The following is a 16,910-nucleotide window of genomic DNA, read 5'->3' as shown; positions in this document are numbered from 1 at the left end:
CACAGATACTAACCGATCCGTTGCTTATTTTCATCATGACGTGAGATAAGTGCGTTAATTCTATTCCAAATCTGTCGCTAAGATCTGGTACACTTGGCCAAATTTATTTGTAGGGGATTGAGTTTTGTCTTCTGTAAACCAGGACTTTCGTCTCGACGACGCACTGCTGAGCAAAGTATTAGCAGTATTAAACGCATATCAGGATCCATACCTGAAACAAGGGTTAGTTGATGCAGCAATGGTCAACAAGCTGGCCTTGGAAGGCAGACGTTTACAACTCGGATTAGTTTATCCCTACCCATGCCAGTCACAGTATCGCGATACGGTAATGGCCATCACCAACGCATTGGTCGCTGCGTGCAGCGAGATTGATGAAGTTGAAGCTGAAATTGATCTACAAATTAAGCGCTATTCTGCACTCGGCAACATTCCGCCAATTCCCAATGTTAAGCAAGTGATTGCTGTCGCCTCGGGTAAAGGTGGCGTAGGTAAATCAACTACGTCTGTCAACCTTGCACTCGCACTGGCCGCCGAGGGCGCTAATGTGGGTATCTTGGACGCTGATATTTATGGTCCATCCATTCCAATGATGCTAGGCGTAGAAGATTTCCAACCGGTATCGCCAGATGGCAAACATATGACCTGCGCCAATGCGCATGGGATTAGCGCGCAAAGTATCGGCTTTATTTTGACGGATGATCAAGCTGCTGTTTGGCGTGGTCCGATGGCCGCAGGCACTTTGGTGCAGTTGGTGAATGAGTCGTTATGGCAAGATCTTGATTATCTGGTCGTCGACTTGCCACCGGGCACCGGTGATATTCAACTGACGTTATCGCAAAAGGTTCCGGTCAGCGGTGCTGTGATTGTGACGACTCCGCAAGATGTGGCATTGGCCGATGCACAAAAGGGCATCACCATGTTCCAGAAAGTGAACATTCCGGTACTTGGTGTCGTTGAGAACATGAGCTTCTATCTGTGCCCAGAATGTGGTCACAAAGATCACCCATTTGGCAGTCACGGTGGCTCACGCATCGCAGAACGTTACAACGTGCCTCTGTTAGGCGCCTTGCCGCTGAATATCCAAATCCGCGAGAACATGGATAAAGGTACGCCAAGCGTTGTAGCCGAGCCTGATGGTGAAATTGCGGCAATCTATCGCGATCTTGCGCGCCAAGTTGCTGCAGGACTCGCTTTGCAGCAGACCCAAACGACAGTTTCTATTGCGATTTCGGACGACGAGTAAGTTTCAATGAGTACGCCTGCTTGTGTTGTGATTGGGATTGCCGGAGCATCTGCTTCTGGCAAAAGTTTAATTGCACGCACTATTTATGAAGAGTTATGCCGCGATTTGGGCACTGACCAAATCGGAGTGATCAGCGAAGACAGCTATTATCGCGACCAGAGCCATTTGGCAATGGAACAGCGGGTGTTGACCAACTATGACCATCCAAAAGCTTTGGATCATGAGTTGTTAGGCACGCATTTGTCGACGCTGAAAGAAGGCAAACCTGTTGAAATTCCGTGTTACAGCTATACCCAGCACACCCGTACTGGTGAATTTATGCTGATGACGCCGAAAAAGGTGATTATTCTCGAAGGTATTTTGCTGCTGACCGACCAACGTTTACGTGGTCTGCTTGATGCCAGTGTCTTCATGGATACGCCGCTGGATATGTGTCTGTTGCGCCGTTTGAAACGCGATGTCGAAGAACGTGGCCGCACCATGGAATCGGTGTTAACTCAGTATCAAAATACTGTGCGTCCGATGTATCTGCAATTTATCGAGCCATCGAAACAATATGCCGATATCATCGTCCCAAGGGGCGGTAAAAACCGTATCGCGACCGATATTCTTAAAGCTCGAATTCAGCATCTTTTGGTCAAGTAAGGAGAAAGTGCCGCATGCGTTTGACCGATAACGAAATTGTGGAATGTCTGGACAATGGCACGATTACGATTGAGCCCCGTCCGGAAAACGATGCTATCAGTGGCGTCAGTGTGGACGTGCGCCTAGGACATCAATTTCGCGTATTTAAAGATCATACCGCACCGTTTATTGATTTAAGTGGCCCTAAAGCTGAAGTGCAGAAGGCGCTTGATCGGGTGATGAGTGATCAAATTGATATTGCTGATGGCGATGCCTTTTTCTTGCATCCTGGCGAATTAGCGCTGGCGGTGACCTATGAAAGCGTGCATCTGCCTGCGGATATCGTCGGTTGGCTTGATGGACGTTCATCATTGGCGCGTTTGGGACTGATGGTACACGTGACCGCGCATCGGATTGATCCAGGTTGGCAAGGTCGTATCGTGCTTGAATTCTACAACAGCGGTAAATTGCCGTTGGCGTTGCGGCCGATGATGACCATTGGTGCCTTGAACTTTGAACGTTTATCAGGGCCAGTAGCTAAACCGTATAACACCCGTAAAAATGCCAAGTACAAAGATCAGCAAGATGCGGTAGCGAGCCGTATTAGTCAGGACTAACGCGTGGCGCAAGTATGGATTAACGGAAAAAAGGATGCCAAGCTCGACCCAAGTGATCGAGCTTTTGCCTATGGTGATGGCGTGTTCGTCACCATGGCCGTTGATTCATCAGGCAACGTAAGATTCCTCGAGTGCTATTTGCAACGCTTACATGAATCGAGCACCAGACTCGGCTTTGCTTGGCAAGCATCTGAAGATTTACTGCAACTCATCACCACCATTGCCAAATCTCATCCGTTACATTGCCTAAAACTACAGCTTTCTCGTGGTTGTGGTGGGCGTGGCTATAGCGCGCCTACCGCACCTATCGTGACAGAAGTATTGAGTGTTAGTGGCATTCCACCTTTGTATGCTGAGTGGAGAGATAAGGGCGTTAGCCTAACACTCTCATCGGTCGAACTCGCGGCACAGCCGTTGCTCGCTGGGATCAAGCACTGTAATCGCCTTGAACAGGTGTTAATTAAGTCGCAACCTTTGCCTGAAGGTTATGATGATTGGCTGGTATTAGATCAACAACAGCAAGTTGTTGAAGCGTCGATGGCGAATCTAATGCTGCTGATGCCCAGACAGCAGAAGCTCGTGGCTGTGTTTCCAAGCCATAGTCATAGCGGTGTGTCTGGGGTTATGCGCCAGCAATTAGTATTGCAGCTTTTAGCTATTGGGATTGATGTGGAGATGCGACCCGTTGCATTACACGAGCTTGCACAAGCAAAACATCTGCTGTTGTGTAATAGCTTAATTGGCATAGTGGATGTGAACCGAGCCGCTGAGTGGACGTTCGAGCGTTGGCAACATACGTCTCAGCTTCAGCAAAAACTGGTGCCTCAATAATGAGAAAATGGATGTTGCGACTTTTAGGGATGCTCTTTACGCTGGCAGCAATTGCCGCAGGTACTGGATTTTGGGCCCTTCAACAAACCAATTTGCTGGCGGAACAGTCGCTAGCCGTCACCCAAGCTAAAGAACTTCCGCTTGAGCGCGGCGTTTCTTTTCGTAAATTAGGCAAAATGTTAGCTGCCGACGCGTTGATTGATTACGACTGGCGATGGAAACTTCTGGGAAAGCTGCATCCAGAGTTGACCCAAATCCGCAGTGGTTTGTATGAGATTAAGCCCAGCGATAGTGTCACGAGCCTATTACAACGGCTGACGAGCGGTGATGAGAAACGCTTTGTGTTGACTTTAATTGAGGGCAAAACCATTCAGGAATGGTTGCAATACCTGCAAACTGTTCCTCATCTTCATGTTGACAACGATGTGTTTAACCGCGTGCTACAAGCGCAAGGGGATGAAAGCAATCTGCCTGAAGGTAAGTTTTTCCCCGACACCTATCAATACCGGGCTTCGACAACTATTGAATCGATTTTGACCCAAAGTTATCAAAAAATGCAGCAGCAACTTGATGCTATCTGGCAACAACGGGACAGTGATTTACCATTAGAATCTCCCTACCAGTTATTAACGTTGGCATCGATTATTGAAAAAGAAACCGGACAAGAATCAGAACGGCCAACGATAGCCGCGGTATTTGTTAATCGCCTGCGTAAAGGCATGCGCTTACAGACAGATCCAACCGTGATCTACGGTATGGGGGAGCGGTTTGATGGCAATATTCGTCGCCAAGATTTGCGCGAAGCAACGCCGTTTAATACGTACGTGATTAGAGGATTACCCCCCACGCCTATCGCGGCGCCGGGACGCGAATCATTACTTGCCGCAGCACATCCGGCTGAGGTGAAATATCTTTATTTTGTATCGAGAAATGACGGTTCTCACCTGTTTTCATCCACTTTGGCTGAGCATAATCGCGCCGTTGATAAATATCAGAGAAATAGATAATGGTTAATCCGACAACTGCCGGAAAATTTATAGTTATTGAAGGACTTGAAGGCGCTGGTAAATCTAGTGCTATCGCGCTCGTACGCGAATTTCTCACGCAACTTAATGATGCCGAACCTGTGTGTACCCGTGAACCGGGCGGTACGCCGACCGCTGAAAAGATCCGTGCTTTAGTTAAAAACGTCAGTGATGACGACCCTTTGTGCGATGAAGCGGAATGTTTATTGATGTATGCCGCCCGTGCTCAGCTAGTAGCCAACGTGATTAAGCCAGCCCTTGCTAACGGGCAATGGGTTCTGGGTGATCGCCATAATCTATCGTCGCTTGCGTATCAGGGCGGAGGACGTGGGTTACTGCCACTGGTACAAGCCGTGAGTCGGGCAACATTGGGCGATTTTGCTCCAGATCTGACGCTTTATCTCGATATTCCACCGCAGTTGGGGCTGACTCGAGCTGCCGATCGAGGCGCATTAGATAGGATTGAGCAACAAGCCATCGATTTTTTTGAGCGAGCCCGCGAAACCTATTTAACATTGGCAAATGCCGATGAAAATATTGAAATCATCGATGCTTCTCAGCCCATGGCGAAAGTGCACCAAGATATTCTGGCGGTGCTAAAAAGCAGGTTAACCGCTTAATGAGTTCGCTTCCTTGGCTTACCTCAGCACTCACACAATTGCATCAGCAACAGCGCGATGAGCGTTTAGCGCATGCCTTGTTGTTACCTTTGCCCGTCGCAGACGGCGGTTTGGTGCTTGCCGAACAGATTGTTGCTAGCTGCTTGTGTGACAACCATACGTCGCCCGCATGCGGACAATGTCGCGCCTGTAAATTACTCGCTGCAGGCAACCATCCCGATGTGTACTGGCTTAAAGCAGATGGGCATCAGATAAAGGTTGAGCAAGTCAGAGAGTTGTGCCAATCACTGGCTGCGACCGCGCAGCAGGGCGGCTATCGAATAGCGGTCATTCAGCAAAGTGAACGCATGAACCAAGCGGCGGCCAATGCATTGCTGAAAACCTTGGAAGAGCCGGGGCGTAATACGCTCTTATTGCTGCAAACCGATATTGCGGGTGGTCTGTTGCCCACTATTACCAGCCGGTGTCAGCGAGTTAATGTGCAACCCCCAACGATTGATATGGTGGCCAACTGGTTACAGCATCCACAACTGTCATCTGCAGAGTTGGCATGGTCTCTGCCTGTAGTCGGGGGCGCCGTTGCATTACAGCAGGCGCTTGCAAGCGACCGCTTGATGCAGCTACGGCAGCTAAAAGCGTGGGTCGAACAAAGTTTTAATGAAGGTCACGTTGCGCAGCAATTAGCTGATCTAAAAGAAGATAATGTTTTTGATGTACTTAAATTGGTCTATCATGTGTTGTTGGAAAAATTAAAGCAACCAGGTTTAGAGCCGTTTGCGAGTGCCAAGGTAGCCGAGTTAGCTAACCGGGTTATGCAAGACAATCGACAACTGATGCATATGCCAAGTGTCAATTATTTGGCATTATTGCAGAGTTATGTAATAGAATATAAGAGACTGAAATTCTAAAATAATCTTATGGTTGATTTGATAGCGAACTTTGATACTTTACATCAGCTTTATCGCGCTTACATGCCGTTCATTGCACCGGCAGGATTATTTGTGGCCACTACAGAACCTCACTTTCTCGGCCAAGAGATCAAGGTCGGTTACCGTTTGCCTGGTGCCACCAGTGTTAATGAGTTTCAGGGTATCGTTGTTTGGATAAATCCGTTGGGTGCATCAGGTGGACGTCCTGCTGGGATTGGGGTAAAGATCCTCAGCGATGCTCCAGAGCATAAACAACGCATCGAAAATTTACTGTCTCGTGAACTTGCCAGCGGTGATTTGACCTGCACCATGTAGCACAGTTATGCTGTGCGCCCTCAGGTTATTCCTCGGAAGTTGTTGTGTTAGTTGATTCCCATTGCCATCTCGATCGCTTAAAAGTCGCGCCAGATGAAGCCTCACTTAATGCCGTACTGAGCGATGCTCAGGCGCTCGGTATTTCTCATTTTCTGTGTGTGAACGTACGCTTGCAAGAATTTGAAGCAATGCAACAGCGTATGTCGCCGTTTAACAACGTGTTTTTGTCAGCGGGCGTGCACCCGCTCGATGTAGAAAATGGTGTGTCAGCTGACGATTTACGTCGTTTCGCAACGACTGACAAAGTGGTTGCGATTGGGGAAACTGGTTTGGATTACTTCTACAGTCCAGACAACAAGGCACTACAACTGCAATGTTTTGAGTCTCAGGTTGAAGTGGCGGTAGCGGTTAACAAGCCGTTGATTATTCATACGCGCGACGCTAGACAAGATACGCTGAACATCCTTAGTAACGGTCATGCAGAAAAATGCGGTGGTGTACTGCATTGTTTTACTGAAAGTTGGGAGATGGCCAAGGCGGCGATAGATTTGGGGTTCTATATCTCAATTTCCGGCATTGTGACCTTCCGTAACGCCGATGCACTGCGGGATGTGGTGAAAAAAATTCCTCAAGATCGTTTGTTAGTCGAAACGGACTCGCCATTTTTGGCACCGGTTCCGCATCGTGGTAAAGAAAACCAGCCCGCATTTGTGAAAGACGTTGCGCAGTTTATTGCTGATTTACGTGGTGAATCATTGGAAGAGCTGGCAGGGTATACCACGGAGAATTTCTTTCACTGTTTTCGCGATGCGGCACCATTACGCTAAGGTGTGTTTACGCATTTCGCCTACATCTGAATTTAGATAAAAAAAGGCCCAAAACTATTTCCAATGTTCTGGGCCCAGGGGAATGGCTCATAAAGAGCCGTGCGCTTAAGTCGAGATGTGACAGGATTGCTATCTCTGATTAAATTCTAGACGATTTAAAAAAATGCAAGTTGTCAATCCTGTATTTTTTAATATCTAAATCGAATTAATTATGTCTTTAGGTTATATGCAAGCACTGCTTGAAGATACGTTATCGCGCACTTGATGCCGCGGCAGTTGGTTTTTTAAGCGTGTACCTAAATGCTTCACCATCCCAAGCGGTATTTGTTGCCAAGCGACTAAGCATTCGCCGCGTGGCTTTTCGTTGGCATTTAAGGCAATGTCTCGTCCCATCAAAAACTCAATGGCTTGCCGTTCATCTAGCTCAATAGTGTCAGCGTCGTGCGCTAATGCTGAGATGGCTTCTTGTTGCAGCTTTAACCCGTGTTTACTCACTTCTGTCAATTTTAACCCAAGGCGCTGAAAACGAATTTTATCCAACAAAGGATCAATCCCCGCAGGAAATAACCAGATCTCATCATCCCGTTGCCATAACCTGTGCTGCTCAAAACGGTAGTTCAATAACTTACCCAGTTCGCTATTCACTGCTTGAAACTGTTTACTACTAACAGGGGCAAAGGGAAATTTGCGCGGCTTAATATTTGCGGTTGAGAGCGGCGCTACGGAAGCTATCTTCTTCAATTTGGCAACAAAAAAACCTTCACTATCATAAATTTGTGGCCAAATATGGAGAAATCCCTCCTCGGACAACGCTTTATCTGCACCGTCGTATAAACCTGCTAGCGAAACAAATTCCACCGCATCAGCAAATTGTTGTTTTAAGTAATGGCATACCTGATGATTCTCCTGTTTATTCAGTGTGCAGGTGGAGTAAACCAGCGTGCCGCCCGGTTTCAAGGCCATAAATGCCGACACGATCAAATCGCGCTGAGTGGCAGCAATTTCATCGATATCCGATTGACGCCAATCTTTCAGTGCCAACGGATCTTTTCGAATCGTACCTTCACCACTGCAGGGAGCATCAAGCAAAACTGCGTCGAATGCTTCAAAGGTGTATTCGCCAAACACGCGCGCATCAAAATGTGTCATGGCGGTATTACTCACGCCCATACGACCTAGATTGGCGTGCAGAATTTTGGTGCGGCTGGAGGAATACTCATTTGCTACCAGTAGTCCCTGGTTTTGCATGAGTGCTGCAATTTGCGTGGTCTTTGAGCCAGGTGCTGACGCCATATCTAACACCGCACTCGGCATAGCTAATTGGTCGAATAGTGCGGTGGGCGGCATCATTGAGCTGGCTTCTTGAATATAAAATAGCCCTTGCAAGTGTTCGACTGTGTTGCCGGGTTGGATCTCTGCAGGAGCATTAAACCAAAAACCATCTTCACACCAAGGTATTGCTGCAAGTTCCCAGCCCGCATTTTCTAAGCGAGCTTTGAGGCGATCGCTGCTAATTTTCAGTGTATTTACGCGTAGTGAGGGGCGCAGCGGTTTGTCGCAATAGGCGATAAAGTCGTCAAGCGATAATTCTGACGGCAAATCATCGGCAATACTATTGATAAAATCTTGATTTAATTGAACCATAACGAATTAACAGGGCATTTTGATGCGCGGATTATAGCATCAGCTCAACCAAAAAACTGGAGTGTGGTTTGCTGAATAAAATCTGGAGTTGGTTTTTTATTATCGCCTTGGCTGCTACCGTTTGGCGACTCGCTACTGGCGACACCCGTGTTGCCGCCGATGCAGTCAATGCATTATTCGACAGCGCACAACTGGCCGCACAGATTGCACTTGGTTTGGTTGGTGTGCTGAGTTTGTGGATGGGGTTAATGCGTTTAGGTGAGCAATCAGGGATGGTGCGCTTGATTGCCCGAGTGGTAGAACCGTTACTGCGTAAGCTGATGCCTGAGTTACCCAAAGGTGATGCGGCATTTGGCAGTGTCACCATGAATCTGACCGCTAACATGTTGGGCTTAGATAATGCGGCAACGCCGCTCGGCCTTAAGGCGATGCAGGATCTGCAGCGGCATAATCCGATAAAAGAGACCGCCAGCAATGCGCAAATCATGTTTTTGGTGCTCAATACCTCTTCTGTGACTTTGGTGCCTGTCACCATCTTTTTATATCGGGCACAGCAAGGCGCAGCGTCTCCAGCAGATGTTTTTTTGCCGATTTTGTTAGCCACCATGACATCCACCATTGCTGGCTTATTAGCCGTAGCCTGGGTCCAACGTTTGCCATTGCTCAATCTCACCGTCGCGGCTTATGCCGGCGTTGCACTCACCACCGTGGGCTCATTTGTCGCCTACCTGACGACCCTCGGGGCCGATGCAATCGGCGAAGTCTCAACGTTTGTCGGTAACTTAATACTCATAGGGCTCATCTTCCTGTTTGTCTTAGCGGCAATTGTTAAAAAAGTACCTGTGTATGATGCGTTTATCGAAGGTGCTAAATCGGGGTTTGAGCAATCAATTCGGCTGATCCCATACTTGTTAGCGATGTTATTGGCCATCGCGTTATTGCGGGCATCCGGCGCGCTTGACTTATTGCTTAACCTGCTCAGTTCATTTATTGCTGCGATTGGCTGGGATAATCGATTTGTAGATGCGTTGCCCACCGCATTAATGAAGCCTTTTAGTGGCTCTGGCGCACGCGCCATGATGTTGGAAACCATGAATCATTATGGTGTGGATTCGTTTGCTGGACGATTAGCGTCAATCTTTCAAGGCAGTACCGAAACAACATTTTATGTATTGGCCGTCTATTTTGGCGCGGTCGGTATCCGTAATGGTCGTCACGCTGTCGCCTGCGGGTTGATTGCCGATATGGCAGGAATTATCGCTGCAATTATGGTGGCGTATTGGTTTTATGGATAAGGGGAGTTTGTTCACCACCTGTGGGGTATACAAGGACGCAAATGCGGTGGTGGATAGGTCATCAGGAGCAGCCTGCTGGCTGTGTCCACAAGCCAGTGTATGATGAAAAATCTCGATAGCATCCTGCTAAATCATGTGCCATGAGTTTAGCCATTGTGAAATTAGTTTTGCCTCATTGTGTGTTATTGACGCTGCTAACAATTAGCTCTACACCCTGTCAGTTGAGCAAATTTTAGTAATGCTAGAGTGCCAGAATTATTCTTACTTTATAACGTATCTAACGGACTGGTTGTCCCCGCGAAATGTTGGCCAAGTACATGTGTATAGATTTGTGTTGTACTAACGTCATTGTGGCCTAGTAACTCTTGAACACTTCTTGTATCACGACCTGCTTGAAGCAAATGGGTTGCGAAGCTGTGCCTAAACGTGTGGCAGGTGACGCGTTTATTTATTTGAATATTACGAACGGCATTCCCGAGCGCTTTACGAATAACACTTTGATGCAAATGGTGCCTGCAAAGTGTTCCCGTATAAGGATTAATGCAGGTTGACGACGAAGGGAAAATAAACATCCATCCGTGTTGCCTAAACGCATTGGGGTACTTACGTTCTAATGCATTTGGCAGAGATGGGCCTATCCCCTTTTGGTTGTCATCCTCTTGAATTTTAATAGCCTTTTCAATATATGTAGTAAGCTTCTCTGCGCATTTATGGCTGAGGATGGTTTGCCTATCTTTATGTCCTTTACCGTCTCTAACGGTAAGCGATGTTCTCACAATATCAATGTCTTGGACGCGTAATCGGAGACATTCTGAAACTCTTAGTCCACTACCATAGAGTAGCTCAATGATTAGCCTGTCTCGGCCATGAAGTTCATTTAATATCGATGAGATCTCCAATTGGGATAAAACCGTGGGTAAATGTCTCTGCTTAGTCGCACAGCAAAACCCTAAATCACCAAGATCATGGTGCAAATGCTTTTGATATAAATAGGCTAATGCGTTAAGTGCTATTTTTTGTGTGTTGATAGCCACATTTCGTTGATTGGCAAGGAAGGTTAAAAATTGTGTAACTTCTTCCGTTCCCATTGTTTCAGGATGACGCTTGTGGTGAAAGTTAATGAATGCTTTGATCCAATACAGATAGGTTTTTTCTGTTCTAATGCTGTAACCACGCATACGCATTTCCTCCTGAAGACCTTTCAGAAATGGGCTTTTTAGACTCATGATAACTCCTAACCTTATAATACTGTATTTATATACAGTATTATTTGGAATTCTTGGATATCAAGGGAAATAGTGAAAAATTTTTGCGCGTTTATACATGAATAAATTTAGATTATTTATGTTTATCAACAAGTTATGTGTTTTTGATTTGAGATAATAGGTTTGGAAAACGCGCATGCGCGTTTTTCCAGATGGTATATTTAATAGAATGCTGATAACTTCTTTTTATACAGATAGTTAACTGTGCGCGTTTTTACTGGTCCAACAAGATAAATGCGCATGCGCACTAATAAAATGTTATAAGCCAAGGGAAGTATGAGTATATCGAAGGAACAATTAGCAAAAGTTAGAGCTCCATTCAGAGTGCTATCTTGCTTTATTTTTGTATTATCACTTTTGCTAGTCCCAATGATAATCTTTATCGCTTTCACTGAGCCGTATGATCATTTTATTTGGGTTATCACAGCAGTTACTTTTTTAATGGGCTATATATCTGGCCATGTAACAATCACGGGGTATGCCCCCAAATTTTTACTGTTTACGCACGGCGCTAAAGATGGCTTATAACAAGTTGCTCAAGTTCACTCCGGCCCTAAGGCCTCCACAGGACTGGCGTGTCGCGCCAGCCCCTTAGCAAAGCGTTATAGCTCTCAAGGAAAGTATGCGTAGAATTCTCGTTTTACTATCAATCATGATAGTCACAGCATGTGCCGCAAAAACTGAAAACATGTCGCATTATTACCCTGAATATGTTGGTGGCGACTTCTTTCTCACTGAAGATATGGCTTTATTTGAAAACGACGAACAGAACTTTAGCTTTTTTAAAAATGCGTTAGTGCGCCAAACAGACTGTTGCAGCAGTGGGAGACAAATAGCTTTATTACCTAAAGGCACTAAAGTACAAATAAGCAATATTCTGCGGTACATTAATTTTACTAATGATTGCAACGAAGCTATTGGTAACGTAACAATTAATGGTAAACGGTTAGACTTTGAATATTTTGTTAATTGCAATTATCAGGGTGTAAAAGTAGCTAAAGATCTACCGTGGAAACGAAAGCTATAACAAGGCAATTATGAGTGGGACGCAAAACGCTTGGCTTGCGCTCCTTCGTCGCTAATTTTAGCCAAGCATTATGCGCCCCATATTGCGGCGTTATGTTCTTCCAGAGGTAGGGCTATGATCTGGTCATTAGCAGTAGTTGTCGTTATCGTCGTTGCGTTTATCTTTCTAAGGCCTAGCAAGGCTGACGAGTACAATATAGGCCCAGAACAGTTACAGGCTTTACTCGAAAAATTGTGCCTATCTGAAGAAGGTGCTTGGATGTCTGTGATGTTTATGCCTGGCGGGCAATTAGATTTCGGAAAAGGACAGGATTTCTTGTCATTGAGCTTTGCCATAGATGCGCCTGAACAGGAACGAAACAAGTTGTCTGCAATTGATTCGTTTTCGAATTTAGGGTTGGAAGCGCAAGAAACCGAAACGAATGGTTTCAAGCATCTGGAATGCAAACTACCTCTAAATCATGGACAAGCATCAACTTACGCGCTCAGTATTATCAATTCACTCAGAGGTGAATCTGCCGAGCCATTTATCGCCATCCCAGAGGGCTTCGATTACAAGGAAGTGATGGAGAAATCATGAACATAACAAAAAGTTTAATTAACTCCCTACGGTCGTTGGGACGTACCACTTCGTGCTGCGCCCATTAACTAGGCGTTAACCCATAGAAATTTTCATCCGAAACTGACGAGTTAGAGTTAAAGCTCTAACTTGGAATTGTCCAAAAATTTCTTTCAGCGATATTAAAAAGGCGGCCTCAAAAATATGGGCCGCCTTTTATCATTTCATAACGAGCGTTACAGCGCTGGTGTCCAGTTGAGCCATGCACTTTGTGGTTTGCTTTCAAGTGTAAAGGGGGCTGCAACTTTGCCTGCGGTTTGAGTATTAAACTCGGTTGCTACGCCAATGCCACCGGTAATGATATTTTCCACCGAGCCTGTTTCCACTTGCAGGCCGGAGAATATTCCAGCGTCGATTTTGATGCCAGAAAGATCATAGAAATGGCTGCTGGCGTTGATCAAATGCTGATAATGCTCGGCAATCAATGCCGTTATTACCACCTGTTGGCCTTCAGTCGACAATTGGTACTGGGTCACTTCGCCAATACGAATACCACGATAGAAAATACCAGTACCTTGCTTGATTGAACCCAGCTCATTTCGTACCAGTGTAATTGTCATTGGATTACCACTATCGATTGCAGATGCGGCAGCGGTAACGGTAAAACTCTTACTCAGTTCGGGTTGCTTGCCGGGTACGACAGAGATGAACGGACCTGTGATAATTGATGCTGCATTTTTAACACCGTTAAGTGATAGTTGCGCATCTTCTACTTGATAGTGCGAATCACTGCTACGTAACTGATTCGCAAAGCGTCCATAAAGATAAGCACTCGCGGTCAGAGATTTCATATCTTCAGACAGTTGGACTTGTGCCACGCTGCCAACCAAATTGCCTTGATAACGGATATCTGCGCCTGATTTGATACCAGAGTTCAGTGGCAGTTTCAGTGCCACCGGGACAGACTGGTGTTCAGCTAGCGTTTTAGAGGCATAAAGCAGGTGATTATCCGCGGCAGTATTAGGCAGTAACCCAAGGGTAATGCCTCCCTTGATGACGCCACCAAGTGGCGCTACTGAGAGGTCGATGCCATTGAGGCTTGCCGCAAGCGAGAGGGCCTCTGTTGGCCAAAAGACGGCTTTGTCATTTAATAGTGACTGATACGCAGGATCAATCGCGAGTTTAATGGCAAAGCTGTCGTCGCTCGCTTGCCATTTCACATTAGTGACTTTACCAATCTGCATTTTCTTGTAGTAGACATCGCTGCCGCTATTTACCGCGGTGCTTGGACTATGCAGTGTCCACACGAGTTGTTTTTGCTGCAGGTAATAACGGTTTGCGGCATCGGCAGAAGCAAATATGGGTAACTGGGCTTGATCAGCAACGACTTTACCCTTGCCTGGTCGTAGGTCTATACGTCCTTTGGTGAGGTTATCGACATCTGTGCCACTGACTTCAACACCATCGAGTGACGCTTTCACTTTCAATGGCGACTGCACGATAAAATCACTACCTTGGGTTATTAACGCCGTGAATGGCGTATCAATGTCGACGCTGATGTTGACGGTATTAAAATCATCACTCAGTTTTACCGCGGTCACTTCACCAATTTTGACATTGCGATAACGAATATCGGCGCCCACTGCTGCGCCGGGATTTTCGCTGGCGGTAAGAGTGAGCTGCAACGGCTGGCCATTAGTTTCTGGCGCTGTTTGTCGCAGTGGATATTGCGTTTGTGGCTTGCCGGCTCCTGGCGTAAAGCGGATAACGTTACCGCTGATCAGTCGTTCAGGGTGCTTGACTTCGCTTAGTGACAACTGAGCGCCTTCTACCCAAAACTGGGCATCGGCACCAATGAGATCTGAGTAAGGACGGTCCATCCGTACATGGATAGCGACACCATTGTCGGTGAGTTTAACTTCTTCTACTTCACCAACCGGTAACTCGCGAAATACCACATCGGTGCCAACCTTGATGCCTTCAGCGTTATCTGCTGTCAGTAAAAAGCTACTGCCGCCGTGTGCTTCCTGTTGCGAGTCGTAAAGTTGAAACAGCTGATCATCCTCAGCTTCTTTCGACATATCGGGCGAATTAAACGCTATCCCGCCAGCAAGAATTGAGGCAATACTCTCGGTATCAACCTTAATGCCTGCAAGCGATGCATCAACCCTGACACCGGAAACGTTCCAAAAGCGCGAATCCTGTTTCACTAAATGCGCATATTGCTGCTGTACAAAACCTTTTAACTGGATTCTATGTTGTTCATCAAGGTGGTAGCTAACTATGTTACCCACTGGAATTTGGCGGTAGAAGATTGGTGAGCCCACGTCGAGCGAACCTAAGGTATCCGCGTTTAATTCGATGACTAAACCGTCACCGGAGGGAATGACTGTCGGCGCTTCGCGTTCCGCTTCAAAATGGTCACGAAAATCACCTTCGCCTGGCAGCATACCTATGTAGTTACCAGAGAAAAGGGCGTCTAACCCTTCAACGCCGGTAATACTGGCTTTAGGTGTAACTAACCAAAACTTGGTGTTCTCTTTTAGCAGGTTATTGGCACGATAATCCAACACCAAATCGACATTGACGCCTTTGAGTTCATCGTCGATAGAGATATCGACCACTTTCCCTACATTTAACCCTTTATAGCGGACTAATGTCTTGCTGACATCGATACCTGTGGCACTCGGAAAATGCACGCGCACATCAATGCCGGATTCTCGAATGCTTTTGATCCCCAGCCACGCACCTAACGCCAATGCGATTAACGGCAGCAGCCATACCGGAGAAAATAACTTTTTACGTACCACTCTTGGTTGTTCAGGGTGTGTCATCATTTTTATCCAGTTGATCCCAAAGCAGCCGTGTATCCAATGTTTTAGCGGCTAACTGGGTGAAAAATATTACTAACGCAAATGCAGTGGCGGCGGGCGCGGGTTGCGCATCAAGGAGTTGCCCCATGCTGACTAATGCTACTGATAACGAAATTACGAACAAATCTAACATTGACCAACGTCCAATCCATTCGATGATATGAAAACCCGCCATTAATTTTTGCCGGGAAATCGGAATATTAAAGCTGATAGCGGACAGGTAAAACGCCAAGCCCAACACCTTCAACCAAGGGACCAGAATACTGGCCGTAAAGACGATGATAGCGATAGGGACCAAATCCGCATGAACGAGCCGCAAAATGCCGGAAAAAATCGTTTCATGCGTTACAATGCCACTTTTAGTTAAGGTGGTAATGGGATAGATATTGGCCGGCACTAATAAAATGGCGGCGGTAATTAACAATGCCCAACTATTTTGTAAGCTACGGTAATTACGCGGACTAATGGCAGAGCTGCAGCGCACACAATATTCATCGTGTTGATCGTTTAGCTGACCACATACTTGGCAGCGAAAAACGCCAATGTCGACACCGCGCGCTTTAGTCGTCTGATTCACTGACATATCCCCACATATGTTCCAGATTATATTCGCGCTGTAAAAATAGCGTCACCACAAATAACAGCGTGAAGCACAACGTCCCTAAACCAAAATAGACGTCGGCAAAATCCGATAATTGGAATGAGGTGACTAAAAAGCTAATAACATAAATCTCTAACATCGACATCTGATTAATAAAACTGTGGTAACGCAGTAGACCATTGAGCGTATCGCGGCCAAATTTTGTGCGGTACCACCCCGTCTGAATGATGATCATCTGCGCCATAATGGAACCAAGCAGCACCGCAGGCGCAATCACCGCGCCTAACAGAACGCCAAGTCCCACGACCCAGTAGCCCTGATGCCAAACGGCCATTGCGCCTTGAAACACGGTACTGCTGCGTATACTGCCGAGGAAATGGATCTCCAATACTGGAAACAGCATGGATGGGATGTACAGCAATATGGAGGTGATACATAGCGCTAAGACGCCATTCATGGCGCAATAAGGCCGATCATATAACGGTGTATGGCACTGCGGGCACACCGCGCGCACACCTGAAGGCAGAGCCCTTTTGCTCACTACTAAATCGCAGCCGCGACACACAATTAAATTGCAGTGTTTGCGCGGTTTCGTCGAGGAAATGATCATAGATGA

At 46.5% G+C, this 16,910-nt stretch carries 17 protein-coding genes; 12 read left to right on the top strand and 5 right to left on the bottom strand.

The window, feature by feature from the left end; translation table 11 throughout:
- Positions 1-124: 124 nt before the first annotated feature.
- The 9 genes from apbC to HR45_RS03975 are packed head-to-tail and all read left to right on the top strand — an operon-like array spanning position 125 to position 7,031.
- On the top strand, positions 125-1,243 hold the full coding sequence (apbC, locus tag HR45_RS04015; RefSeq protein ID WP_037439940.1) for an iron-sulfur cluster carrier protein ApbC: 1,119 nt from the start codon (positions 125-127) through the stop codon (positions 1,241-1,243).
- A 6-nt stretch (positions 1,244-1,249) separates the two neighbouring features.
- Positions 1,250-1,888, top strand: a complete 639-nt coding sequence (gene udk / locus HR45_RS04010; RefSeq protein ID WP_037439938.1) for a uridine kinase — start codon at positions 1,250-1,252, stop codon at positions 1,886-1,888.
- A gap of 14 nt (positions 1,889-1,902) precedes the next feature.
- A complete protein-coding gene (gene dcd, locus HR45_RS04005) occupies positions 1,903-2,484 on the top strand; it encodes a dCTP deaminase (protein WP_037439936.1) in 582 nt (193 codons plus the stop codon).
- 3 nt (positions 2,485-2,487) lie between these two features.
- The gene (gene pabC / locus HR45_RS04000) at positions 2,488-3,315 is read left to right on the top strand and encodes an aminodeoxychorismate lyase (RefSeq protein WP_037439934.1); all 828 of its coding nucleotides are present in this window, start codon (positions 2,488-2,490) and stop codon (positions 3,313-3,315) included.
- Positions 3,315-4,322 (top strand): endolytic transglycosylase MltG, encoded by a 1,008-nt coding sequence (gene mltG, locus HR45_RS03995; protein ID WP_037439932.1) that lies wholly within the window; start codon positions 3,315-3,317, stop codon positions 4,320-4,322. The genes pabC and mltG overlap by 1 nt, the downstream gene beginning before the upstream one ends.
- On the top strand, positions 4,322-4,960 hold the full coding sequence (gene tmk / locus HR45_RS03990; protein WP_037439930.1) for a dTMP kinase: 639 nt from the start codon (positions 4,322-4,324) through the stop codon (positions 4,958-4,960). The genes mltG and tmk overlap by 1 nt, the downstream gene beginning before the upstream one ends.
- Positions 4,960-5,868, top strand: a complete 909-nt coding sequence (gene holB, locus HR45_RS03985) for a DNA polymerase III subunit delta' (protein ID WP_037439928.1) — start codon at positions 4,960-4,962, stop codon at positions 5,866-5,868. Before tmk ends, holB begins: the two co-directional genes overlap by 1 nt.
- 9 nt (positions 5,869-5,877) lie before the next feature.
- Entirely contained in the window at positions 5,878-6,204 is a 327-nt protein-coding gene (locus HR45_RS03980) for a PilZ domain-containing protein (RefSeq protein ID WP_037439927.1), read from the top strand.
- A 44-nt stretch (positions 6,205-6,248) separates the two neighbouring features.
- Positions 6,249-7,031: a TatD family hydrolase gene (locus tag HR45_RS03975; protein WP_037439925.1), complete on the top strand. Its 783-nt coding sequence runs from the start codon at positions 6,249-6,251 to the stop codon at positions 7,029-7,031.
- Between the two features lie 222 nt (positions 7,032-7,253).
- On the opposite strand, the gene rsmF is transcribed toward HR45_RS03975, so the two are convergent.
- Positions 7,254-8,675 carry a 16S rRNA (cytosine(1407)-C(5))-methyltransferase RsmF gene (gene rsmF, locus HR45_RS03970; protein ID WP_037439923.1) on the bottom strand — a complete coding sequence of 474 codons (1,422 nt, stop codon included), beginning with the start codon at positions 8,673-8,675 and terminating at the stop codon, positions 7,254-7,256.
- A 68-nt stretch (positions 8,676-8,743) separates the two neighbouring features.
- On the opposite strand from rsmF, the gene HR45_RS03965 reads away from it, so the two are divergent.
- A complete protein-coding gene (locus HR45_RS03965; RefSeq protein ID WP_037439921.1) occupies positions 8,744-9,970 on the top strand; it encodes a nucleoside recognition domain-containing protein in 1,227 nt (408 codons plus the stop codon).
- A gap of 266 nt (positions 9,971-10,236) precedes the next feature.
- On the opposite strand, the gene HR45_RS03960 is transcribed toward HR45_RS03965, so the two are convergent.
- The gene (locus HR45_RS03960) at positions 10,237-11,196 is read right to left on the bottom strand and encodes an integron integrase (RefSeq protein ID WP_037439919.1); all 960 of its coding nucleotides are present in this window, start codon (positions 11,194-11,196) and stop codon (positions 10,237-10,239) included.
- 661 nt (positions 11,197-11,857) lie between these two features.
- Here HR45_RS03960 and HR45_RS03950 point away from each other — a divergent pair.
- Positions 11,858-12,262 carry a hypothetical protein gene (locus HR45_RS03950; protein ID WP_037439915.1) on the top strand — a complete coding sequence of 135 codons (405 nt, stop codon included), beginning with the start codon at positions 11,858-11,860 and terminating at the stop codon, positions 12,260-12,262.
- Between the two features lie 114 nt (positions 12,263-12,376).
- On the top strand, positions 12,377-12,841 hold the full coding sequence (locus HR45_RS03945; protein WP_037439914.1) for a hypothetical protein: 465 nt from the start codon (positions 12,377-12,379) through the stop codon (positions 12,839-12,841).
- A 215-nt stretch (positions 12,842-13,056) separates the two neighbouring features.
- On the opposite strand, the gene HR45_RS03940 is transcribed toward HR45_RS03945, so the two are convergent.
- Genes HR45_RS03940 through HR45_RS03930 form a run of 3 tightly spaced genes read right to left on the bottom strand, consistent with a single transcriptional unit; the run spans position 13,057 to position 16,904 of the window.
- Positions 13,057-15,657, bottom strand: coding sequence for a PqiB family protein (locus HR45_RS03940; RefSeq protein WP_241461048.1), 2,601 nt, complete (start codon positions 15,655-15,657; stop codon positions 13,057-13,059).
- Positions 15,641-16,276: a paraquat-inducible protein A gene (locus HR45_RS03935; protein WP_037439910.1), complete on the bottom strand. Its 636-nt coding sequence runs from the start codon at positions 16,274-16,276 to the stop codon at positions 15,641-15,643. The genes HR45_RS03940 and HR45_RS03935 overlap by 17 nt, the downstream gene beginning before the upstream one ends.
- Entirely contained in the window at positions 16,254-16,904 is a 651-nt protein-coding gene (locus tag HR45_RS03930) for a paraquat-inducible protein A (RefSeq protein WP_052074479.1), read from the bottom strand. Before HR45_RS03930 ends, HR45_RS03935 begins: the two co-directional genes overlap by 23 nt.
- Positions 16,905-16,910 lie beyond the last annotated feature (6 nt).

The organism is Shewanella mangrovi (assembly GCF_000753795.1).
In the GTDB taxonomy this organism is placed as follows: Bacteria; Pseudomonadota; Gammaproteobacteria; order Enterobacterales; family Shewanellaceae; genus Shewanella; species Shewanella mangrovi.
The sequence above is the reverse complement of the archived record's forward strand: the minus strand, read 5'-3'. Positions and strand labels throughout refer to the sequence as shown.

Coding starts and splice junctions, on each gene's coding strand:
- udk (WP_037439938.1), top strand. CDS start 1,250: ATGAGTACGCCTGCTTGTGTTGTGATTGGGATTGCCGGAGCATCTGCT.
- dcd (WP_037439936.1), top strand. CDS start 1,903: ATGCGTTTGACCGATAACGAAATTGTGGAATGTCTGGACAATGGCACG.
- mltG (WP_037439932.1), top strand. CDS start 3,315: ATGAGAAAATGGATGTTGCGACTTTTAGGGATGCTCTTTACGCTGGCA.
- tmk (WP_037439930.1), top strand. CDS start 4,322: ATGGTTAATCCGACAACTGCCGGAAAATTTATAGTTATTGAAGGACTT.
- holB (WP_037439928.1), top strand. CDS start 4,960: ATGAGTTCGCTTCCTTGGCTTACCTCAGCACTCACACAATTGCATCAG.
- HR45_RS03980 (WP_037439927.1), top strand. CDS start 5,878: ATGGTTGATTTGATAGCGAACTTTGATACTTTACATCAGCTTTATCGC.
- rsmF (WP_037439923.1), bottom strand. CDS start 8,675: ATGGTTCAATTAAATCAAGATTTTATCAATAGTATTGCCGATGATTTG.
- HR45_RS03960 (WP_037439919.1), bottom strand. CDS start 11,196: ATGAGTCTAAAAAGCCCATTTCTGAAAGGTCTTCAGGAGGAAATGCGT.
- HR45_RS03950 (WP_037439915.1), top strand. CDS start 11,858: ATGCGTAGAATTCTCGTTTTACTATCAATCATGATAGTCACAGCATGT.
- HR45_RS03945 (WP_037439914.1), top strand. CDS start 12,377: ATGATCTGGTCATTAGCAGTAGTTGTCGTTATCGTCGTTGCGTTTATC.
- HR45_RS03940 (WP_241461048.1), bottom strand. CDS start 15,657: ATGATGACACACCCTGAACAACCAAGAGTGGTACGTAAAAAGTTATTT.
- HR45_RS03935 (WP_037439910.1), bottom strand. CDS start 16,276: ATGTCAGTGAATCAGACGACTAAAGCGCGCGGTGTCGACATTGGCGTT.
- HR45_RS03930 (WP_052074479.1), bottom strand. CDS start 16,904: ATGATCATTTCCTCGACGAAACCGCGCAAACACTGCAATTTAATTGTG.